The following is a 22,961-nucleotide window of genomic DNA, read 5'->3' on the forward strand; positions in this document are numbered from 1 at the left end:
ACTACTTCTCCGCGTCCACCAGACCTTTTACAAATAATTTCTGCATACCTACCACTACTAATACTGGCGGTAGCATAGCTAATAATGTGGTGACCATAACTTGGTTCCATTCCACATCACCTTGCTCCACAGAGAGCATCCGTTTAATACTCATGACCAAGGTGTAATAGGCATCATCTGTGGTCACGATCAACGGCCACAAATACTGATTCCAGCCATAGATAAACATGATCACAAACAGGGCCGCGATATTGGTGCGCGACAATGGCATCAAGATGTCAAAGAAGAAACGAATCGGTCCTGCACCATCGATGCGAGCCGCTTCCACCAATTCACCAGGTACCGTCATAAAGCACTGGCGAAATAAAAACGTTGCCGTGGCACTGGCAATCAGAGGCAGTACCAAACCTGAATAACTGTTGAGCATATCGAGGTTTGCCACCACTTCATACGTCGGCACAATGCGCACTTCAACGGGCAACATCAAGGTAATGAAAATGACCCAGAACGCTGCGCCTCGAAATGGAAAACGGAAAAACACAATCGCGTAAGCGGATAAAATGGAGATCGCAATTTTGCCGATGGTAATACCCAATGCCATCACCAGCGAATTCAGCATCATCGACCATACTGGGGCATCGATGCCATTCCCTGCTTTAGCGAACAACACCGCGCCCCAGTTTTGGATCGCCTGATCACCAAACCAGAGTGGGATTTCCCCAGAACCAAAGGCTTCCGTAGGATGCGTCGACGCGACTAGCGCCACCCAGACAGGCAATGCCACCATGGCAATGCCTAAAAGTAGGGAAAGGTGGCTAATGGCCGTTAGCCAAGGACGATTTTCAATCATTAGTATTCCACCTTACGCTCAATGTAACGGAATTGAACCACCGTCATAATCCCCACCAATCCCATGAGCACCACAGATTGCGCTGCAGAGCTGCCAAGATCTAGACCAATGAAACCGTCATTAAAGACCTTGTAAACCATGGTGGCGGTGCTCACACCTGGACCACCTTGAGTGGTCGCATCGATCACACCAAAGGTGTCAAAGAAGGCGTACACCAAGTTCACGACCAATAAGAAGAATGTGGTCGGTGATAGCAACGGAAACACAATGTCCCAGAAGCGTTTTGCAGGGCTGGCACCATCAATTGCAGCCGCTTCAATCAAAGAACGTGGCACCGCTTGAAGGCCCGCTAAAAAGAATAAAAAGTTGTAGCTGATCTGCTTCCAAGTGGCAGAAATTACCACCAAAATCATTGCCTGATCACCGTTTAAAAAGTGATTCCACTCGACACCAACCGTTTCTAACCAAAGCGCAACGGGCCCCATACTGGGGTCAAATAGAATCCACCACAAAACGCCAGCCAACGCAGGGGCGACGGCATAGGGCCAAATCAGCAACGTCTGGTAAGCCAACTTGCCTCGAATCACACGATCGGCCATCACGGCCAGCCACAAGGCTAACGCCATACCGAGGAAAGCCACCGAGAAACTAAATATCAACGTCACACCGATCGAGGTGTAATACTGTGGGTCTTGGAAAATATCGATAAAGTTATCTAAACCGACAAATTCACGGCTTAGACCAAACGCGTCTTCTTGATAAAACGCTTGTTCAATGGCCTGTTCGGCAGGCCATAAAAAGAAGATAAAGGTAATTACTAACTGTGGTAACAGCAGCAAATACGGCAACTTCTTTTGTGGAAAATGTACGGACATACTCGCACTCAGCTATTTAGAGCAAACATCAAAGCAAAAAAGCCTCCCTCCGAGAGAGGGAGGCACCTCAAGAGTGAGGAAGTGATGATCAGTTATTCGCTTTTTCGAATTTACGTAGTAACGCGTTACCACGCTCAACCGCTTTATCTAGGGCGGCTTGAGCGTCCGCATCACCACTCCAAACCGACTCTAGTTCTTCGTTGATGATGTCGCGGATTTGAACAAAGTTACCTAGGCGCAGACCTTTAGAGTTTTCTGTTGGTGTCACAGAGGTCATTTGAATCACACCTGTTTCCGTACCTGGGTTCGCAGCATAGAAGCCTTGTCCTTTAGTCAGATCGTAGGCTGCATGAGTGATCGGTAGGTAGCCTGAGAATTGGTGCCAGTCAGCTTGCATGTCTGCACGAGATAGGAAGTTTAGGAACGTTGCCACACCTTGGTATTCTGCATCGCTCTTACCTTGAAGCACCCAAAGCGATGCGCCACCAATGATGGTGTTTTGTGGGGTATCGATTTGGCTCGCCCAATAAGGTAATTGCGACACACCAAAATCAAATTTCGCATTACGCTTCATGCCGGCATAGCCTGCAGAAGAGCCCATAAACATCGCACATTCCTGGCTGTAGAATTTCGGTGCAGAATCACTACGACGGCCGCCGTAGCTGAAGATGCCATTTTGCTGCCACTCGCTCATTTTCGAGATGTGCGCAACTTGCACAGGACCGTTAAAAGCAAACTCGGTGTCCATGCCAGCGAAACCGTTCGCCTTCGTCGCAAAAGGCACATTGTGACGCGCACTTAAGTTTTCTAATTGAATCCAAGACTGCCAAGAGGTAGTGAAACCACATTCCACTCCGCTATCCAGTAGCTTTTGCGATACAGTTTCCATGTCTTCCCAAGTTTTTGGTGCCGACACGCCAGCTTTCGCAAACAGTTCCTTGTTGTAATACAGCACTGGTGTTGAGCTGTTAAATGGCATAGAAAGCATGTTGCCATCTTGGTCTGTGTAGTAACCCGTTACAGAGCTTAGATAGTCATCCTGATTGAACGGCTGACCTTGTTCACGCATCAATTTGTAAACTGGGTAAATCGCGCCTTCTGCGGCCATCATGCTCGCCGTACCGACTTCAAACACCTGCACAATCGCTGGCTGCTGCTTAGCGCGAAACGCCGCAATTGCTGACGTCATGGTTTCAGTGTAGTTACCTTTGTAAACCGGTTTTACTTCATACAAGTCTTGGGCACTGTTAAATGCCTGCGCAATTTCTTCAACTTTCTCACCGTTAGCGCCACCCATTGCGTGCCACCACTCAATCTGTGTCGCAGACATCGCAGAGCCTGAAACCGCTAATCCTACCGCTAATGAAACCAATGCACGTGAACTCATGCTAATAACCCTCGTTGTAAGCCAAAAATGGAATAAGAATTCGTCATAACGCATCAAACGAGGGTCAATGTACGTGCGTAATGTTTCATTTTGATGATATTTAAATTTCAAATGAAACCAGCTTCTTTCATTTGAACAATATTTTGTCCCTTATCGAACTTATAAAACGAAAAAAGGGTTTCAAGTCTGCCTTGAAACCCTTTTTCAACGAAGCCAATGTCTCGCTATACGCTACTCTTGCGAGTTAACTTGCGCCAATACCGCTTCGATTTCCTGTTTCTTTTTACGGGATTTAAAAAAGTTTGCGATCACCGATGCGGCAGTAATACCGATCAGAGCGGACAACATGTCATCATTGCCGTAGCTGACAATGAAGCTATAAATCAGCAGCACACTACCAATAATCAATATCAGTGGTTGATAAGAAACCTTCAACGCGCCAGTTTGTTCATTTTGAACGATAGTGACGCCGTAAAATGATCCGATTGAGCCAACATAAATACGGCGTGGGAAGGCTTTTAATTTAGCGGGATAGCCCTGCTCTTCTAATAATGTCGTAATGTCTTCTAATTGCTTCATGATTTTGTCTTTGATTGCACTCCACCTGTGACCGCAATGCGCATACCTTCTTCCATCGTTACATCTAAAGGTGTCAGTTTATCCAGTTCAACGTATACCGTCATACCACCGATTTGATAGCTCAAAGGAAGATAAACCCCCACTAAATTCCCGTCGCCAAACAGTCGCTGCCCCATTTTTTCACCAGTAACAAAACCAATGACCTGCATACCTTGGACTTCTAACGACACGACACTCTGCTGCTCAGTTTTATTGGACAGACTGAACACTGTCATCATGTCTTGCAGCGCCCCATAGATCGATTTGACTAAGGGGATGTTCTCAAACACCCTGTGGCTTACTTTCATTAGGTAGCGAACGCCGTAAAAGTTCACCACCAAGCCAATCAGAGCCAACCCTGCTAGGCAGGTTAACACTCCAAGCCCAGGGAAATAGTAGTCCACTGGCCATACTAACAACACTAGCGGGCGTACCAATGTCTCGGCTGTAGTAAACAACCAATAAATAAAATAGACCGTCAGGCCAATCGGTAAAACGGCCACCAAGCCTTTTAATACTAAGGATATCAGTTTATTCATTTTGCGCTCCATTAGGAGTAACAGAGCATACAAAACCCGTACCAGCATAGATAGAGAGTTGGACGCAATGATTCGGCAATAACATAGGAAAGTGCGTCACACTGGTCTGGCTTAGAGGTTTAAAGCCCGTTATTCTGCTGTGTCAGGTAAAAGGGAGAAGTTCATTGAATTACAAACGCTTAGAGACTTTTGTTTGGGTCGCCTCACTTGGCAGTTTTCGCAAGGCAGCAGAACGCATGCATACCACGCAACCCGCGATTTCTGCCCGCATCTCAGCCTTGGAATCCGAACTGGGGGTGAAACTCTTTGAACGGGAAGTTGGCTCAGCCCCCATCGCCCTAACCGCTAAAGGCAAAGACTTACTGCCTTACGTTGAGAAGATTTTGTACCAATCGGAACAACTACGTAAACGAGCAGAAAGTACAACCGCATACTCGGGTGTGATTCGTATTGGCGTTTCGGAAACCATTGCTCACACATGGCTATCGACGTTTTTGTCTCGTTTGCACAATGAAATGCCCAAACTAGACGTAGAACTCACGGTCGAAGTCACCACCGTACTCTCAGCAGGGATCAAAGACCGCTCCATCGATTTGGGGCTTTTAATGGGGCCTATTAATGATCCGAGCATTGTCAATTTAGACTTATGTACCTTCTCACTTTCTTGGGTAGCCAGCCCAATGCTTAACTTACCTGACCGTTTGCTGTATCTCGAAGAACTGACTCCTTGGCCGATCATCTCCTATGCCCGAAACAGTAAACCTTACGCTGAAATCTCCCAGAAATTCAGGGAGTTAGAAGGGCCTCCAGCGCACTTTTTTGCGTCGACCTCGCTCGCTGCCTGTCGCAGTTTGGCGCTGGATGCAGTGGGGGTTGCCACCATGCCCGATGTCATGATTGAGGACGCGCTGCAAGCAGGCACACTCAAGCGCATTCGCGCCATTTGGACGCCATCAGAACTAAAATTTACCGCGTCCTATTCAGATGAGCCGTTTAACCCCATTGCAGAAGTCGCCGCAAAAATCGCCGTTGAAACAGCCAATGAATACGCTCAAATGAACACTTGATAAAAAAAATTGATCAAAAATACCAAAAAAACACGATTAGACTTTTTATAGGGTGTGCTTCTACTCTTGATTTAACCCAACTGTGATAAAAATTAGGAAAACAGTCATGCCTCAGTCATCGTTAACCTTGTTGCAACAGACCTCAGAACTCCGCCAAGCGATACGCCGAAAAGAGCACACAGGGCCTACCAGTGGCTTAGCAACGGGAGCGATGCAAGGTAACGTAGTGATTCTACCGGCTGAGTACGCAAATGAGTTTTTACTGTTCTGCCAGAACAACCCTGTCTCTTGCCCTTTGATCGGCGTTTCAGAAGTCGGCGACTATCGTATGCCTATGCTAGGTGAAGACATCGACATGCGTCACGATATTCCCGAGTACTATGTCTATCGCAACGGTGAAAAGGTAGAAAGTCGCTCTGATATTGAAGCACTTTGGCAAGACGATATGGTTGCGTTTGTCCTAGGTTGCTCGTTTTCCTTCGAACATGCTTTGTCCCAAGCAGGCTTAACCCCTCGAAACATTGAAGAAGACGTTAATGTTTCCATGTTTGAAACTAATATTGCGACGACGCCTGCTGGACGCTTCCATGGTAATACCGTAGTGACCATGCGTCCCTATTTACCTAAAGATGCCATCCGAGCGATTCAAATTACCACACGTTTTCCTAAGGCCCATGGCGCGCCACTTCACTTCGGTAGCCCAGAAGCCATCGGTATCAATGACCTTAGTAAACCAGAGTTCGGTGATGCAGTCAGCATTCGTGCTGGCGAAGTACCGGTATTTTGGGCCTGTGGTGTCACACCTCAGCTGGCGATTCGTAATGCCAAACCGCCAATTTGCATCACCCATGCACCAGGTAAAATGCTGGTGACTGACATTCTCGATACTGACTTAGCGGTCTTTTAGTGTCTGCTTTACCGTGCAGATGCCCTAACTCTGTACGGCGATTTTTAAAATCAAAATAACTTTAAACCTTCAATTGAAAGGACAAGGAACAATGAAGAAAATCACAACAGCATTAGTATTCGGCAGTTTACTATCAACCTCTGCAATAGCGGATAAATGGCACATGCCAACACCTTATGGCGACGGTAATCTGCCGACTCAAATTGCTTACGGTTTTGCTGAAGAAATCAAAGAGAAAACAGGTGGCGAGTTGGATATTACTGTTCACTCAGCAGGCTCTTTGGTGAAACACACTGAAATTCCACGAGCAGTGAAAACGGGCCAAGTGCAGATTGGTGAAGTATTCCTAGGTATTTTGGGTAACGAGCACCCAGTCTTCAAACATGACAATATTCCTTTTCTAGCGACGTCTTTCGAAGAAGCCAAGTCTCTTTGGGAAGCGGCAAAACCAGCCGTTGAAAAGCAACTGGATAAAAGTGGTATGAAGCTGCTGTATGCGGTGGCATGGCCAGCACAAAGCCTTTACACCAAGATGCCTGTTTCTCAGCTAAGTGACCTTGAAGGCTCTAAGATGCGTGCATACAGCCCATCAACATCCCGTCTTGCTGACCTAATGGGCACAACACCGACAACCATCCAAGTACCAGATATCCCACAAGCGTTCAGCACGGGTATCATCCAAGCCATGATCACCTCTCCTTCAACAGGTGTCGACAGCCAAGCGTGGGACTATGTGAACTACTACACCGATGTTAAAGCGTGGATTCCAAAGAACATTATCGTTGTTAACAAGCGAGCATTCCGCCGTTTAGATAAAGACACTCAAACCGCCATCCTAGACGCGGCAAAACATGCTGAAGCTTTGGGTTGGGAAAAAGTCGCTGAACGCGCCGCGAGCGACAAGCAGAAGCTAATCGACAACGGCATGAATGTATCCGACCCATCGGATACGTTAATCAAAGAACTGCAAGCGATCGGAAATACCATGGTGTCCGAGTGGAAAGCGGAAGATCCTAAAGAAGTAGGTGCGATCCTAGACCGTTACCAACCTTAAGCACAACCTTCGCATCCTAGCCTCCCTCTCGCACTGAGGGAGGCACCTTCAAAAAGAGAACACCATGAAAGATTTCAAAGACACTTGCTACCGCATGTCGGGTTGGCTTTCTGGCCTATGCATCGTCGCCATCACATTGCTACTGCTTGCTCAAATTGTTGGGCGATTGTTCGGCTTTATCGTTCCTTCTGCTGAAGATTTTGCGGGCTTTGCCTTAGCCGCAGCGACTTTTTTCGGTTTGGCGTACACCTTTCACGAAGGCGGACATATTCGAGTCACATTGTTGATTCAACGCCTCAACCAAGGCCCGCGTAAAGTACAAGAAGCCTTCGTACTGACGTTAGGTCTGATCCTAAGCGCCTTTGTCGCCTACGCTTGCTGTTACATGGTGTATGAATCTTACATTTATGAAGAAGTGTCATACGGCTACATCCCTGTTCCCTTATGGATTCCTCAACTAAGTGTCGCCCTTGGCTCCATTGCCTTAGCACTTGCTGTGCTGGACGCTTGGCTCAGTGCGATTCGTGGTCAATCCCCACACTATATTCGTCATGAAGACGAACTGTCTCTGGAGGAATAACCATGGACTTAACACTTATTTCTATTATCCTCGCAGTCGGCATGCTTGTCATGCTGGCACTAGGCGTTTGGGTCTCTTTTACCTTAATCTTTATCGGTGGCTTAGGCCTTATCCTTTCTGAAAACTACCAGATTGGATTGTTATTCTCGACGTCTTCATGGGGTGCAGGCACCGCTTGGTCACTCACAGCATTGCCGTTGTTTATCTGGATGGGTGAGGTGTTATTCCGTACCCGTTTGTCCGAAGACTTATTCAAAGGTTTATCTCCTTGGCTGGGAGGCGTTCCAGGCAAACTGTTTCACGTCAACATTTTAAGCTGTGGCATCTTTGCCGCCGTATCCGGCTCTTCCGCTGCAACCGCAGCAACCATTGGACGTATGACGTTGCCAGAGCTTAAAAGGCAAGGCTACAGCGAGCGCATGGCAATTGGCACATTAGCTGGCTCTGGTACGCTAGGTCTATTGATTCCACCGTCTATCATCTTGATCGTTTATGGTGTCGCAGCAGAAGTATCGATTGCACGCCTATTCATTGCAGGGGCGCTTCCTGGCTTGCTGCTGGTCGCACTCTTTATGGGTTACACCATGATCTGGGGGCTGATGCACAAGGACGAATTGCCACAACAAACTCGCGCACAAGTTAGCTGGAGCGTGAAGTTCAAAGCACTTAAGCAGTTGTTACCAGTTGTTGGTCTGATTGGTTTTGTTCTTGGTTCGATCTATGGTGGTATTACCACACCTACAGAGGCCGCAGCCATTGGTGTAACTGGCGCATTGGTCATCGCAGCAGTAACGGGATCTCTCAACATTAGCAGCTTTATGGAAAGCCTAATGGGAGCGGTAAAGAGCTCTTGTATGATCACCTTTATTTTAATTGGTGCTCACTTCCTAACCCTTGCTATGGGGTTCTTAGGCATCCCGAAAGAATTAGCGGTTTGGATTGGCAGCATGAACCTGTCACCTATGGAGCTAATTCTGTATCTAACCGTGCTTTTTGTTATTTTGGGCTGTTTCCTTGATGGAATTTCTGTCGTGGTACTGACGGTTGCAGTGGTACTGCCTATGGTGGATGCAGCGGGTATTGATCTACTTTGGTTCGGTATTTTCATCGTGCTGGTTGTGGAGATGTCGCAGATTACACCACCTGTCGGCTTCAACTTATTCGTGATCCAATCCCTTACCGGACGCGATATTTTATACGTCGCACGTGCTGCACTGCCGTTCTTCTTGTTAATCGGCGCAGCCATTGTCCTGGTGACTCTATTCCCTGAAATCGTCACCTACTTACCCACTACGATGTCGCAACGCTAACGGAGGCTATTATGAAATTAAACTGTGATATGGGCGAAGCCTTTGGCGCATGGAAAATGGGCATGGATGAACAAATCATGCCATACGTTGATCAAGCGAACATTGCCTGCGGTTTCCATGCTTCAGACCCTCTGACCATGGCCAAAACCGTGGCGCTTGCAAAACAGCATAATGTCACCATTGGCGCACATCCGGCTTACCCTGATTTGGTAGGTTTTGGTCGCCGTAATATGGACATTGCGCCAACAGAGCTCAAAGCCCTGATTCAGTATCAAGTGGGTGCACTACAAGGTATTTGTAAAGCGCACGGGACTCAGGTTACCTATGTGAAGCCACATGGCGCACTTTACAATACGATGATGGCGGATTTCTCGGTACTAGAAACCGTGATGCAAGCGGTCAGCGAACTGGATCCATCATTGGTTCTGATGGTGATGGCCATTCCAGAATCTGATCAGGTTAAAGCCCTAGCAGAGAAATACCAGCTAGCACTTTGGTTCGAGGCATTCTCCGATCGCCTGTATACAGATGAAGGGCGCCTCACGCCACGTAAACAAAACGGTGCCGTGCATCAGACCTTTGACTTGATTGAGCAGCAAGTGCTGCAGCTTAGTGAGCAAGGCGCGTTAACCACTGAATCCGGCCAGCTTTTAGCGATTCAGGCTGACACCATTTGTGTCCATGGTGATGGCGCTCATGCCGTAGAAGCAGTCCAGCGTATCCGCCAAGTGGTTGATGGTGCCAGCGCCTTATGATGCATAACGAAACATCAACATCTGCCACCCCCACTCATATTGAAATCAGTCTAGTGAGCGATCAAGCCTGTTTGCTACAGTTTTCAGACAGTATCAGTGATGAGGTGGCCGATCAGATCAGTCTCGTGACCACTGCGCTCCAGAATCATCAGGGCATAATAGACCTGATTCCATCCTATACTACGTTGCTAGTGGTATTTGATGCAGGCTGCTTTGATCGGTTTGCCATTCAGAAAACGCTACAGAGCGTGCTAGCTAAAGTTGATTGGTCCAGTGCAGGCAATCGTATCAGTCATGAAGTGGTCATCCCTGTGTACTACGGCCCAGAAGTCGGACCAGACTTAGAAGATGTCGCAAAGCATTGTCAGCTAGACATAGAGGAAGTGATTCGCCTCCATAGTACGACGACTTATCGAGCTTATGCCATTGGCTTCACGCCAGGTTTTGCTTTTCTTGGCAATACGCCTGAGGCTTTACATGTTCCTCGCAAAACAACACCTCGACTAAAAGTACCACTGGGAAGTGTAGCCATCGCTGAGCGTCAAACTGCGGTTTATCCAAGCGTGACACCGGGAGGGTGGCAAATTTTAGGCCGAACCCCGACCAAATTAGTCGATTGGACGAGTGACAGTTTAGCGTTAATCAAAGCGGGAGACAGCGTTCGTTTTAAGCCAATGTCAAAAGAAGAGTTTTTAGCACAAGGGGGTAATCTAGATGGCTTTTAAGGTGTTAAAACCTGGCATGCTGACACTGCTGCAGGACTTAGGGCGACATGGCTATCAACACCTAGGAGTCACCTCAGGTGGTCCAATGGATGAGGTCGCTTTCCTGTGGGGCAACTCCTTACTGGATAACGATGATAATGCAGCTCAGCTCGAAATTACGTTTGGTATGCTTTCTCTAGAAGCCACGCAACCCACGAGTATCGCCCTAGCAGGCGCAGACTTAGGAGCAACGCTAAACGGTGATTCCATCATGCCTTGGCAAACTTATGCCGTCAAAGCAGGAGATGTGCTGACATTCCAGCAACCAAAATTTGGACTCAGAGCGTACTTAGCTGTCAAAGGGGGCTTTCTTGCTGAACCCGTGTTAGGCAGTGTCGCAACGGTCATACGAGAGCAACTTGGAGGCTTCACCGGAAAGGGAGATAAGCTACAGAAAGGTGACCTGCTACCTTATGCCCCAACGCAACAACATACTCCTAGGCATTTACCCCGACTGGCCATTCCGAATTATGATCAAACCGAAATCGATGTGGTGACTGGCTACCAATATAAAAGTTTTTCTGGCTTAGATCGCGCACACTTTTTTAGTAGCGCTTATACCTTAAGCCAAAATTGCGATCGTATGGGATACCGTCTTGATGGTCGGCCTATAGGAAAAGATCAACCAGGAATTATTTCTGAAGGCATTGCATACGGCGCGATTCAAATTCCCAGCGATGGTCAGCCCATTATTTTATTAAAAGACCGACAGACCATTGGCGGGTATCCCAAAATCGGCTGTGTTACGAGTATTTCGGGAAGCTTGCTGGCACAAAAGAAACCGGGCGATAAAATTGGCTTTCGGTATATGAGCGTCGACCAAGCCGAACGGGAACGGCATTTAGCACTTGCTCGCATTCATCAATGGCGTTGAGTTGCGCCATTTAATCCACCTTACAATCCGACACAAAAAATCCACTAGAGAATTCGCCATTTGCTTCTAAACTTAGGTCTACTAATTTAGTTTAGGAGCAAGTTTAGGCTCCATTCTGTACAACTGCGCACGAATTGTACTTTTGTACGATAGTGTTTTGGTGGGGATGTATTGTGCGTAGCTACACACGTATTGGATTACTGGCGTTAACGTCTACTTGGTTACTTTCTACAAATGTCGGTGCAGCAGATGTAAAGCTGGGGTTTACAGGCCCATTGACAGGCCCCAGTGGCTCACTTGGACAACAACTTGTCAGTGGTATCGAGCTTGGTTTCACTGCCATTAATGATGCTCAGACCTTGCCTTTTTCATTATCTGTCCTTGCTAAGGATGATGGTTATGAGCCCAGTCAAACCCCCTCACTTATCAAAAACATGGTGTTAAATGATAACATTGTTGGCTTAGTCAGTAGTGTAGGAACCCCCACTGCCGTCAGTGCCTTTCCCATTTTAAAAGAGTTTAAACTCCCTCTGATTGCGCCATACACTGGCAGCTCTTTACTAGAACAAGAAGACGTCAAACCATTCATTTTTACACACCGCCCGAGCTATCATGATGAAGCAAATTTATTGGCTTCAACAATCGTTCAAGATTTGGGCATACAGCCCAGTGAAGTAGCGGTATACATTCAAAAAGACAGTTATGGCGAAATAACCTTACGCAGTTTAACCGATGCTCTAAAGTCATACGGACTTAAGCATGCGAATGAGTTAATGCAAATACATTATGTTCGTAATCAACCCAATACGGCACATGCCGTTGCTCAAATATTATCTAGACCTACTGCCCCTAAAGCGATATTTCTGATCAGTACTTTTCCCGCTGCTGAAGAGCTCATCACTATGCTCGATCAAGTGGGTGTTAGTCCTACGTTCGCAGCCTTTTCATTTGTGAGCCATGACATGTTTAAAGGGCGATTGGCCGCAACCCAAGCCAAAGTCCTATCTTCACAAATGCACCCTTGCATGAACAACAGTGAAGACAATTCCGTCTTTCATCGACTTGTTCAAGATGTAAATACTTACACACCCTCAGTAGAAGTCTCCTCTGCTGTATTTGAAGGCTATCGAGCCGCTTACTATATTTATGATGTACTCAAATTTGCCAACTTAAAAACCGCGCCTACACGCAAAGAATTTCTCAACGCTTTGAGTCGTTACGAGTTTTCACATAAACACGACAAAAGTAACACGAACTTAGTAAGCAACTCGCGCAACAATGGTACTCAACTCTGGCTGAAGTGGTATAACTATAAAACTCAGCAAGAATTCTGTGGGACATCTCTATCTAAAGAGCTCTTTAGGACTGCCAATGAGTAAAGCGGGAAATGTTCAATCGTCGATAACACCGCTAGTAAAGCTGTTAGCTTTATTTAGCTTGCTTTCTATCGTGATTGGCACGTCTATTTTGGGCGGTACCGCATACAACTTAAATGATCAATTACAAACCTTACGCAGTCGTCAGACGTCTATGATTGATGCGGTTTCAGAACTGCGTGAAGTCGTACCTGCACAACGCACCAGAGTTCGCCAAGCACTGCTTGAAGGTATGAATAACGCTTACTTAGATCAAAGCCTTTTTTCTCGTTATAACCGCGCACTAAATATGTTAAGCATGGCGTCAGAGGAAAATATGGACATTGCCTCCCTCAGTATGTCTCTGCAGGCTCGAGGTAGACAAATCAACGAGCTCATTACCAGCTTAAATGACTGGCATCTTCAAAACGAAGCGATCGTTACTCAAGCCGAACGAACCAATTTAGCACTCAATGCAGAGGCCAAGGTCGATACGATCACTGGTATCATACGAGGCTTAAGCAGTCGCCACCGTTTACGAGAGGCCGTGCTACTTTTTCAGTATCGTAGTGCTTCGGGTGAGGAACAACTAAAGCTCACAGAAGAGTATATGTCGCTTCGGTCCAGCAGTGTCGAAAGCGCACTCACTACGGCTTTAGAAGACATACTAAACCTTGAAATGGGGGTGAATCATCTCAGCACGGCATTAACGCAAGTACAGTTAGTTGACCTACTAAACAACAGAGTTTCCCCTACATTCGAACGTCTTGACTACGCCGTGTCTCAACTTCAATGGGAATATCCAGATGTTTTCGAGCAGCTACAAGTTTCTTCCGACGAACTAAAATCAATTCTCTATGGCTCATCCTATGAATACAACCAGCTTAACTCTATCGAGCTTGGAGAAGGCGGTTTATTTAATGAGCGTATTGCTATCATCCAATCTGAACTTAAAAGACAAGCGATCAGTCAGCAAGTCGATAGCATCTTTTTTCCTATGACAAGTCTATTAGACAAGATCAATGAATCGGTTCAATCGGAAAGTCATAAGCTTGAAGTGCAAATTGAAAAACAGCTGTCCCGATTAACCGTTGCCATATTGTGGATTGGCAGCCTAACCAGTTTAATTATTCTTATCCTTGCTTGGGTTATCTCAAAGCGTGTAAAACGCCAGCTAAATACCCTAATCGAAAGCGAAGACCGCTTCCGCTCCATGTTCGAATCCTCCCCCGACCCAGCTTGGATTTTACGGGAAGGGCAGATTATAGAATGCAACGCGTCAGCAGCTCATACCCTAGGCTACCCTGAGGTACAATCCCTTTTAAATGCCACGATGAGTGATTTGTCGCCATTTACTCAACATGATGGCAGCACCACCTTAACGAAGTTGGATTTACTCACGAAACAAGTGTTTGAAAAAGGTCACAGTTACCAAGAGTGGATCTTCAAAGGAAAACAAGACGATTTCATTTATGCAGATATGACGATGATCTCAGTTATTCTCGATGATCATCCCGCTATTATTTGTACGTGGCGTGATGTTTCTGAGCGCTTCAAATATCAAATGTCTTTACAGTCTTATAAGCAAAGACTTGAAGAGGAAATTGCCGAACAAACCAGCGAACTTAAAGAGGCTAAAAACAACGCTGAACAGGCGAATCGTGCAAAGAGCGACTTTTTAGCAAATATGAGCCATGAAATTCGTACCCCTATGAATTCAATTATAGGTATGTCTTATTTGGCGCTTCAAACGGACTTAAAAGGACGACAACGACACTACATCCAAAACGTTCGAAATTCTGCTGAGTCCTTACTCAATATTATCAATGATATTCTCGACTTTTCTAAGATCGAGGCGGGTAAATTAGAGCTTGAGCAAGCGCCTTTTAATTTACAGGACATCCTCACCGAAGTAGCTAACCTACTTACTATAAAAGTTGATGAGAAAGATCTGGAGTTGATCTTTGATATTGATGAAAACCTACCCCAAGTATTCAATGGAGATGTCACACGTTTACGTCAAGTACTGCTCAATTTAGGCAATAATGCAGTCAAATTTACCGAACAAGGGGAAATAGTCATCCGTGCTCGCTACCTCAAACATTATGGTGAGCAAATGGAAGTTCATTTCAGCGTTTCTGACACAGGCATAGGCATCCCCGATCAAAATCAAACTCGTTTATTTAACTCGTTCTCTCAAGCTGACTCGTCTACCACCCGTCGTTTTGGCGGTACAGGTTTGGGACTCGCCATATCAAAGCAACTGATTGAACTGATGGGCGGTAAAATCTGGCTGGATAGTTCTGAAGGAAAAGGCAGTACATTTCACTTTACCGTTACCTTAACGAGGGTCGAGGATGAGATTCCAGAGTGCATCACTCAATTATCAGATGACATATCTAAAGTGCTGGTAGTAGATGATAATGATACTGCTCGAGAAGTTTTACAGAGCTATATTGTAGGACTTGGAATGCAATGTGATGCGATCGATAATGGTTCTGATGCCGTTCAATTAGTCAAAGAAGCCAATAAGAAACAAGCGCCTTATGATCTCTTACTAGTGGATTGGAAAATGCCAGGTATTGATGGCATCGATACCTGCCGCGTCATCAGTGAATTGCCTACGCATTACGCACCAACCATGATTATGGTAACTTCCTATAACTTAGAAAAAGCACGCGAAGCGGCTAAAGGTGTGGATATTTCAGGGTTTGTTACCAAACCCATAACGGTTTCAAGTCTTTATGATGCCATTGCAGAAAGTTACGGTGTTGAACGCTTAATTCATCATAATCAAGTGGGACACAATGAACTGGAGCAACATAAATTCTCTTCTCTCTCTGGCGCTACCGTTCTACTGGTAGAAGATAATGAAATTAACCGTGAGTTGGCTATTGAGCTGCTTGCTCAACAAGACATTAACGTTGTGGTAGCAGAACATGGCGAAGAGGCAATTGAACGCCTCGAAGAGCAAGAGTTTGATTTAGTCTTAATGGACTGTCAGATGCCAGTCATGGACGGCTATCAAGCAACTAAGAAACTCAGAGCGATGTCTAAATACGCGCAATTACCCATCATTGCTATGACCGCAAATGTACTACAGCAGGACATCGACAAAGCGATCCAAGCAGGTATGAATGATCACATTTCTAAGCCAATCAACTTAGAGCAAATGTTCATCACCATGGAGCGATGGATGCCGAAATCCAAGGTTGCAACCCCTCATGAATTTCCAGACGTTACAACTGAGGTCGCTCCAACCGACAACAGTGGGCTGCAAGACTTACCAGACCATATAACCAATATTGACTTTGTTGTTGGCTTACAACATACCCAGACACTTGGACTCTATGTACGTCTTTTGAAACGCTTCATCAAAGCACAAGCCGACTTTCCGGAGCAATTAGAGACGATGATGAAGCAGCAACAATATCAAACCGCAACGCGACTCGCTCACACTCTAAAAGGCAACTCTGCTACATTAGGTATGACGCAATTATCTAAACTATCCTCAGACTTAGAGATGCAAATTGAACAACGTTTACCCACGGATGACACAATTACTCAACTAAAATCTGAATTGGAAGCTATTCTTAAAGGATTACAGGAATGGCAAGATCAATACGTAGAAGAAATGCATCAAGAGAGTGATGCCAATATAGAAGAGATAGACAACGCTAATAAACAAGTTGAACTTGAAAAACTGAAAGCCATGTTAGAGCAAAACTTGTTTGAAGCCAGAGACGTTGCGGAGGGTTTAACCCCATATTTTAAAGCGAATCAGAAAGTCGCTATGATGGAAATTAAAGAAGCCATTGATGTTTACGACTTTGATCAGGCATTAGAACGTCTCGATGCATTGCTAGATAGTATTAAGGATTAAGTGAGTGATATATGGTAGAGAATAATGAGATCACGCAATCAATGGAATTAGATAAACCTACTAAACCCACTCTACTTGTCGTCGATGACATCCCTGAAAACATTGACGTTCTCGTTGCATCATTACGTGATGAATACAGTATCAAAGTGGCCCTAAACGGAACACGAGCACTTTCTATTGCACAAAAAAACCCACGTCCAGACTTAATCCTACTTGATGTCATGATGCCTGATATGGATGGCTATGAAGTCTGTCGGCGCTTAAAAGCAGATCCTGTCACAGCTAATATCCCCGTCATTTTTGTCACCGCCAAGCACGATATCAGTGATGAAGAGCGAGGGTTTGCGCTTGGTGCTGCAGACTATATTGTCAAGCCTATCAGCCCGCCTCTTGTTAGAGCTAGAGTACGTAACCAGATTGCGTTGTACGATCAAAACCGTCAATTAATGGAAATGGTTCGTGTGCGAACAAAAGCACTTCAAGACAGCCAGCTACGTATTATTCATCACTTGGGCCGCGCCGTTGAGTATCGTGACAACGAGACTGGCGCCCATGTCGTTCGTATGAGCTATTTATCCAAATACATCGCAGAAAAATGTGTCGACGATAAAGAATGGATTGATCGTTTATTTCATGCAGCGCCAATGCATGATCTTGGAAAAATAGGCATTGCCGATAAAATCCTTTTGAAACCAGGTAAGCTCGACCCAGATGAGTGGGAGCAGATGAAGCGCCACACTCAATTCGGCGCTGACATCCTCTCTGTTGATGGCGACCCTTTACTTGAAATGGCTCGTACCATTGCTCTAACTCACCATGAGCGCTGGGATGGTAAAGGCTACCCTGCCGGACTTAAAGGAGAAGAGATCCCTTTAGAAGGTCGTATTGTTGCTTTAGCCGATGTGATTGACGCCCTGTTGTCCAATCGCCCTTACAAACGTTCATGGAGCATTGAGAACACTTTTAAATACGTTAAGGATCAATCTGGTCGCCACTTTGACCCCAAGCTTACCGAAATTGCCTTAGATCTTACGGTTAAGATCGCTGATTTACATGTGCAATATCCAGATACTTAGATTTTATTAAAGCTTAATAGTTTTTTTTTATCTAAGTTTTAGTAAAACACAATTTCAATTCGTCACATCGACCCCATACTATAGACACTGTTGGAAACGCAAACAGCGAAATACATTTACTTAGGAGATGAACATGATTAACACTCAAATCAAACCATTCAACGCGACTGCATTTAAAGAAGGCGAATTCGTAGAGATTTCTGAAAAGGACGTTCTAGGCAAATGGGCCGTGTTCTTCTTCTACCCAGCTGACTTCACTTTCGTATGTCCTACAGAGCTTGAAGATCTAGCAAGCAAATACGAAGAGCTTAAAGGCATGGGCGTTGAAGTGTTCTCTGTATCTACAGACACTCACTTCTGTCACAAAGCTTGGCACGACACTTCTGAAGCAATCGGCAAAATCAACTACTACATGGTAGGTGACCAAACTGCAACGATCACGAACAACTTCGGTGTTCTACGTGAAGGTCAAGGCCTTGCTGACCGTGCTACTTTCTTGATCGATCCAGAAGGTACTATCCAAGCAATGGAAATCACTGCAGAAGGTATCGGCCGTGACGCTGAAGACCTAATGCGTAAAGTGAAAGCTGCTCAATACGTAGCTGCACACCCAGGTGAAGTTTGCCCAGCTAAATGGAAAGAAGGTGAAGCGACTCTTGCTCCATCTCTAGACCTAGTAGGCAAAATCTAAGACGCCTCTTCCTTTGTTGGGCGCTTAGCGCCCAACATCGGGCTTAGCCTTCCAGTGCAAGGCACAAAAGCCCAAAACTTATTTTTCGAGCTAAGGAACCTCACACCTCAAAGAGCAGGTGCTGACCTCTCTCGCCCGAAATTTATTGGCACTGTAATCATTTTAGTAAAACTCAACTAATACAACGGGTTAATCAATATGTTAGACGCAAACATGAAACAACAGTTGGGCACATACCTTCAAAACATCGTTAATCCGATTGAGATTACTGTGTCCTCAAATGGCAATGCAAAATCTGAAGAATTACTAGAATTAGCGCGTGAAATCACCGAGCTAAATTCAGCAAAAATTTCCATGTCTGTGAACGAAAACTCAGCGGGCCGTGCACCACAAATGACAGTGGGACCACAAGGCGGCGAAGCGCGTGTTCACTTCGCAGGTATTCCGATGGGTCACGAGTTCACCTCTCTTGTATTGGCACTATTACAAGCGGGTGGTCACCCATCGAAAGCAGCTCAAGAAACACTTGAGCAAATCAAAGGTTTAGACACTGAGCTGAACTTTGAAGTATACATTTCATTGTCATGTCACAACTGTCCTGATGTGGTTCAAGCCGTTAACCTAATGGCTGTATTGAACCCTAAAGTGACCGCGACAATGATCGATGGTGGGTTGTTCCCACAAGAAATCGAAGATCGTAAGATCATGGGTGTACCAGCCGTTTTCCTAAACGGTGAGCACTTTGGCCAAGGCCGAATGACTCTGGACGAGATTTTAAACAAGGTCGATACCGGTGCAGAAGCAAAACAAGCCGCTGCTTTAGCAGAAAAAGCGCCATACGACATGTTAGTTGTAGGTGGTGGTCCAGCAGGTTCAGCGGCAGCGATTTACGCGGCACGTAAAGGCATTCGTACCGGTGTGGTAGCGGAGCGCTTCGGTGGCCAAGTGGCAGATACGATGGCAATCGAAAACTTTATTTCTGTTAAAGCCACTGACGGTCCTAAGCTTGTCGCAGGTCTAGAACAGCACGTACTAGACTACGATGTTGATTTAATGAAGACGCAAAAAGCCGTGCGTGTAGAAAAGAAAGATCTAATCGAAGTCGAGCTTGAAAACGGCGCCGTACTGAAAAGTAAATCAGTCGTACTTGCAACCGGTGCTCGCTGGAGAGAAATGAATGTACCAGGTGAGCAAGAGTACAAAACAAAAGGCGTTGCTTACTGCCCACACTGTGATGGCCCACTATTCAAAGGCAAGAAAACAGCGGTAATCGGTGGTGGTAACTCAGGTATTGAAGCAGCGATTGACCTTGCTGGCATTGTCGAACACGTTACCGTTCTGGAATTCGGTGATAAGCTACGTGCCGACGATGTATTGGTTAAAAAAGCAGAGTCTTTACCTAACGTAACGATCATTAAAGAAGCGATGACCACTGAAGTACTAGGTAACGGTGAACATGTTACGGGGCTTCAATACACTGATCGTAAGACAGGTGAATCACACAAACTGGATTTGGCAGGTATCTTTGTTCAGATCGGTTTGGTGCCAAACAGCGAATTCCTTCAAGACACTTTGGAGCTGACGGATCGTGGTGAAATTGTGATCGATACTCACGGCCGTACATCAATGGATGGTGTCTTTGCTGCGGGTGACGTAACTAACGTTCCATTCAAGCAGATCATTATCTCAATGGGTGCAGGCGCTACCGCAGCATTGGGTGCATTTGACTACTTGATTCGTAACTAAGCCCAGCTAAAACGATATAGAAGAACTGATACTAAAGCCGCCTTAATAAACATTGAGGCGGCTTTTTCATCGCTACCATCCAGCATGTAACGGCTGCTAAAAAGTCCAGACCTATCAATAAAAGGCCAAGAACAGCCTAACCTTCAAATGCAGTTGGCAAGAGGAAAAAGATCACAAAGACAAACCAAACAATCGCAAATACACCTGCAACCCCCATAATCCAGCGCAATCCGAGTGGTTTTTTCGGTTTCTCGCCCATGCCGTATTGTGTCACATACTCGGAAACTGCTTGCTCAGGCGTTTGCGCTTCAATTTGCCCTCGGGCTGTATAACCACAAACGGTAAAGCTCTCAATAGCGCTATCATCTTGCTCCGCACGAATAAGATCACCACGTTGTAATACAGTAAAAGTTGGCATGTCAGTATCTCTTGGAATAAAGTGCTGTAGTCTTAAACTAAATGGTAACATTTCTCAATAGGTATAGGGAGTGTGTTTTATCCACTTCTCTAGGTTGATTTTATTGGGACTGAGTACATTCAAACTGGGATGTAAGTCATGTTGATCTTTTATGTGTTGTTGGTGCTGATTTGGTCCACAGGGTTTATTATCGGGAAGTTTATAGTAGGGGTAATTGACCCAAATATTTTCCTCACCCTACGCTTTGCTTGTGTTGGTATCATCTTTCTAAGTTTAGCTTATATACTTAAACGCCCTTTTCCTCCCCGCCAAGATTGGATCAAACACGCGATTGCTGGCACGCTCCTAAATGCCCTCTATCTATGCTTAGCCTATGTGGCGCTAGCTGAAGGGCTGCCCGCTGGCATAATGGCTCTTATCGGTGCTATCCAGCCGTTGTTAGTGATGCTATTGGCGTTAGTCTTGATTAAAGAGAGGACCTCTCTTTTCAGTATTATCGGTGTGCTCATCGCTCTGTCTGGCTTACTACTGGTGATCAGCCCGTCCTTGTCCGCAAGCTCAGCCTCCCATTTTGAACCTTGGCTGGTCCTTATAGGAGGCGCTGGGGTGTTAAGTCTGGCTCTAGGCGCCATCTATCAAAAAATGTCTATTGCCCACTCTGACATTGTGTCATCCATGGCACTACAGAATTTAACGGCAGCGCTTGTATCCGGCTTATTTGCAGTAGCATTGAGCGAACACCTATTTGTATTCAGCTGGCAATCCTTTGCATTATTGGCTTGGGGAGTCTTTGTACTCTCCTGTGGCGGTGTTTTTCTGCTGGTATGGCTATTGCGTAAAGTTCCTGCCGCACTGGTATCAACATTAATGTTACTCGTACCACCGCTTGCCGCTGTTGAAGGTTATGTCTTATTTAATGAATCACTGACCTCAATGCAGATCGTCGGGATCGCCGTAACGCTAGGAGGCGTCCTTCTTAGTCGCGTCCCTTGGCCTCGTCAAGCGTCTAAGAAACTTGGTACGGCTTCATGACGTACAATTAGTCTTGCGATACGAGCTAGGGGTTTGTTTTGTTAAACGCGAAAACTCCCTATGGAAATTAGATTTCGTTTGAAAGCCTGAGTCCAAGTAGATTTGTGTAATCGGTGCATCGGTTGTCGTTAGCAGGTTTTTCGCATGTTCAATACGATACTGATTCACCCATTGAGAAACATTTTGCGACGCGGTTCGATTAATCGCTGCAGAAATCTGACGTGCTGGAATCCCTGCTTTTCGAGCAATTTTCGCTAGCGTTAAATCTGGGTCTAGATATAAAGCTTGCTCTTTTAAGACCTTATTGGCTTGCTGGGAAATTTGCACCGCTCCGGCTTCTTCATCAAGACTCGCTTCATCTTTTGTGCAGGCAAAATTGTCTTCAGTTTTTGTGCCATTAGCGACCTCAGCTGGATGCTCAATGTCTTCGGTCGTTGTCACGCTCAGACAAACAACGGATAACGCCAGAGTCGGTAATAACATCGCATGACCAATGGATAGAATCCATACAGCGTGATGTCCTTGATAAAGCATAAAATCTAACGTCATTGCCCCATCAATTAAGGCAGAGAATAGCAACATAGTGCCCGCCACTCGCTCAGACTGAATCGCCCAGTTCAAATCCGATAACCGGACATTTTCTAGCGCATGACTATGCTTCGCGGAACGCCATAAAGCCACACCATAAGCGATGTACTCAGCAGTGATCAGCATATCGACTGGAGGTTGCCACCATGGATATGTCACCGCACAAACGCAAACCAGTGCAGGTAATAGGCCATGCCACCATGGCAGACGTTGTTGGCTTCTCGCCTTAGCAAATACCCACCAAGCTAAAACGGGAATCAAACTGGCACAGATAGGTTGCAGCGTTCGCAGTAACGCGGCATCAAGAGCCCAGCGAAGCCCCACAATAAACGTTGTAAACGCGCACATTAACAAGAATGCACAAGCCAGTAATGACGTATGGCGACGCTGCATCCACAAACTGCCCGCCAAGACACACAACAATAACGACACCACAAACGGTAGAGGAATGGCCACCATGTTTCGCTCCTTTGACTCCTATCTCAGAACATCCAGTGTGTCCTAAGTCGCAAAGCAAGACGTCCTAAATCCTGATCTAGGACGCGAGATTACAGGCTTTGCACGATTATGAACGTACTTTTTAACACAGGAG

At 45.8% G+C, this 22,961-nt stretch carries 21 protein-coding genes; 14 read left to right on the forward strand and 7 right to left on the reverse strand.

Annotated elements, in window-relative coordinates:
* Position 1: 1 nt before the first annotated feature.
* The 5 genes from ugpE to JHD44_RS10100 all read right to left on the reverse strand — a co-directional run bounded on the left by ugpE (position 2) and on the right by JHD44_RS10100 (position 4,269).
* Positions 2 to 850: a sn-glycerol-3-phosphate ABC transporter permease UgpE gene (ugpE, locus tag JHD44_RS10080; RefSeq protein WP_199462628.1), complete on the reverse strand. Its 849-nt coding sequence runs from the start codon at positions 848 to 850 to the stop codon at positions 2 to 4.
* On the reverse strand, positions 850 to 1,725 hold the full coding sequence (gene ugpA, locus JHD44_RS10085; protein ID WP_133564611.1) for a sn-glycerol-3-phosphate ABC transporter permease UgpA: 876 nt from the start codon (positions 1,723 to 1,725) through the stop codon (positions 850 to 852). Before ugpA ends, ugpE begins: the two co-directional genes overlap by 1 nt.
* Positions 1,726 to 1,813: 88 nt before the next feature.
* The gene (gene ugpB, locus JHD44_RS10090) at positions 1,814 to 3,112 is read right to left on the reverse strand and encodes a sn-glycerol-3-phosphate ABC transporter substrate-binding protein UgpB (RefSeq protein WP_199462629.1); all 1,299 of its coding nucleotides are present in this window, start codon (positions 3,110 to 3,112) and stop codon (positions 1,814 to 1,816) included.
* Positions 3,113 to 3,343: 231 nt separating this feature from the next.
* Positions 3,344 to 3,691: a hypothetical protein gene (locus JHD44_RS10095; protein ID WP_199462630.1), complete on the reverse strand. Its 348-nt coding sequence runs from the start codon at positions 3,689 to 3,691 to the stop codon at positions 3,344 to 3,346.
* A complete protein-coding gene (locus tag JHD44_RS10100; protein ID WP_199462631.1) occupies positions 3,688 to 4,269 on the reverse strand; it encodes a DUF502 domain-containing protein in 582 nt (193 codons plus the stop codon). The genes JHD44_RS10095 and JHD44_RS10100 overlap by 4 nt, the downstream gene beginning before the upstream one ends.
* 164 nt (positions 4,270 to 4,433) lie before the next feature.
* On the opposite strand from JHD44_RS10100, the gene JHD44_RS10105 reads away from it, so the two are divergent.
* From JHD44_RS10105 to ahpF, 13 genes are all read left to right on the forward strand, one after another.
* On the forward strand, positions 4,434 to 5,336 hold the full coding sequence (locus JHD44_RS10105) for a LysR family transcriptional regulator (protein ID WP_199462632.1): 903 nt from the start codon (positions 4,434 to 4,436) through the stop codon (positions 5,334 to 5,336).
* A 106-nt stretch (positions 5,337 to 5,442) separates the two neighbouring features.
* The gene (locus tag JHD44_RS10110; RefSeq protein WP_199462633.1) at positions 5,443 to 6,243 is read left to right on the forward strand and encodes a putative hydro-lyase; all 801 of its coding nucleotides are present in this window, start codon (positions 5,443 to 5,445) and stop codon (positions 6,241 to 6,243) included.
* Between the two features lie 91 nt (positions 6,244 to 6,334).
* Positions 6,335 to 7,297 (forward strand): TRAP transporter substrate-binding protein, encoded by a 963-nt coding sequence (locus JHD44_RS10115; protein WP_199462634.1) that lies wholly within the window; start codon positions 6,335 to 6,337, stop codon positions 7,295 to 7,297.
* Between the two features lie 64 nt (positions 7,298 to 7,361).
* Positions 7,362 to 7,877: a TRAP transporter small permease gene (locus tag JHD44_RS10120; RefSeq protein ID WP_199462635.1), complete on the forward strand. Its 516-nt coding sequence runs from the start codon at positions 7,362 to 7,364 to the stop codon at positions 7,875 to 7,877.
* A gap of 2 nt (positions 7,878 to 7,879) precedes the next feature.
* Entirely contained in the window at positions 7,880 to 9,187 is a 1,308-nt protein-coding gene (locus tag JHD44_RS10125) for a TRAP transporter large permease (protein ID WP_199462636.1), read from the forward strand.
* Between the two features lie 11 nt (positions 9,188 to 9,198).
* Entirely contained in the window at positions 9,199 to 9,942 is a 744-nt protein-coding gene (locus tag JHD44_RS10130; RefSeq protein WP_199462637.1) for a 5-oxoprolinase subunit PxpA, read from the forward strand.
* Positions 9,939 to 10,667: a 5-oxoprolinase subunit PxpB gene (gene pxpB, locus JHD44_RS10135; protein WP_233401992.1), complete on the forward strand. Its 729-nt coding sequence runs from the start codon at positions 9,939 to 9,941 to the stop codon at positions 10,665 to 10,667. The genes JHD44_RS10130 and pxpB overlap by 4 nt, the downstream gene beginning before the upstream one ends.
* Positions 10,657 to 11,580, forward strand: a complete 924-nt coding sequence (locus JHD44_RS10140) for a biotin-dependent carboxyltransferase family protein (protein ID WP_199462638.1) — start codon at positions 10,657 to 10,659, stop codon at positions 11,578 to 11,580. Before pxpB ends, JHD44_RS10140 begins: the two co-directional genes overlap by 11 nt.
* A gap of 173 nt (positions 11,581 to 11,753) precedes the next feature.
* A complete protein-coding gene (locus JHD44_RS10145; RefSeq protein WP_199462639.1) occupies positions 11,754 to 12,959 on the forward strand; it encodes an ABC transporter substrate-binding protein in 1,206 nt (401 codons plus the stop codon).
* Positions 12,952 to 16,818 (forward strand): response regulator, encoded by a 3,867-nt coding sequence (locus JHD44_RS10150; protein WP_199462640.1) that lies wholly within the window; start codon positions 12,952 to 12,954, stop codon positions 16,816 to 16,818. Before JHD44_RS10145 ends, JHD44_RS10150 begins: the two co-directional genes overlap by 8 nt.
* Before the next feature lie 11 nt (positions 16,819 to 16,829).
* On the forward strand, positions 16,830 to 17,894 hold the full coding sequence (locus JHD44_RS10155; RefSeq protein ID WP_233401994.1) for an HD domain-containing phosphohydrolase: 1,065 nt from the start codon (positions 16,830 to 16,832) through the stop codon (positions 17,892 to 17,894).
* A 127-nt stretch (positions 17,895 to 18,021) separates the two neighbouring features.
* Positions 18,022 to 18,585 carry an alkyl hydroperoxide reductase subunit C gene (ahpC, locus tag JHD44_RS10160; protein ID WP_228190552.1) on the forward strand — a complete coding sequence of 188 codons (564 nt, stop codon included), beginning with the start codon at positions 18,022 to 18,024 and terminating at the stop codon, positions 18,583 to 18,585.
* A gap of 198 nt (positions 18,586 to 18,783) precedes the next feature.
* Complete coding sequence (ahpF, locus tag JHD44_RS10165) at positions 18,784 to 20,331, forward strand: alkyl hydroperoxide reductase subunit F (RefSeq protein ID WP_199462642.1); 1,548 nt, start codon at positions 18,784 to 18,786, stop codon at positions 20,329 to 20,331.
* Between the two features lie 136 nt (positions 20,332 to 20,467).
* Here ahpF and JHD44_RS10170 read toward each other — a convergent pair whose 3' ends face one another.
* A complete protein-coding gene (locus JHD44_RS10170) occupies positions 20,468 to 20,749 on the reverse strand; it encodes a hypothetical protein (protein WP_199462643.1) in 282 nt (93 codons plus the stop codon).
* Between the two features lie 138 nt (positions 20,750 to 20,887).
* Here JHD44_RS10170 and JHD44_RS10175 point away from each other — a divergent pair, with 138 nt between their 5' ends.
* Positions 20,888 to 21,781 carry a DMT family transporter gene (locus JHD44_RS10175; protein ID WP_199462644.1) on the forward strand — a complete coding sequence of 298 codons (894 nt, stop codon included), beginning with the start codon at positions 20,888 to 20,890 and terminating at the stop codon, positions 21,779 to 21,781.
* Here the strand turns inward: JHD44_RS10175 and JHD44_RS10180 are convergent.
* Positions 21,776 to 22,828, reverse strand: a complete 1,053-nt coding sequence (locus JHD44_RS10180) for a helix-turn-helix domain-containing protein (protein WP_199462645.1) — start codon at positions 22,826 to 22,828, stop codon at positions 21,776 to 21,778. The genes JHD44_RS10175 and JHD44_RS10180 overlap by 6 nt on opposite strands.
* Positions 22,829 to 22,961: the final 133 nt, after the last annotated feature.

It is taken from the genome of Marinomonas ostreistagni (genome assembly GCF_016461785.1).
GTDB lineage: Bacteria > Pseudomonadota > Gammaproteobacteria > Pseudomonadales > Marinomonadaceae > Marinomonas > Marinomonas ostreistagni_A.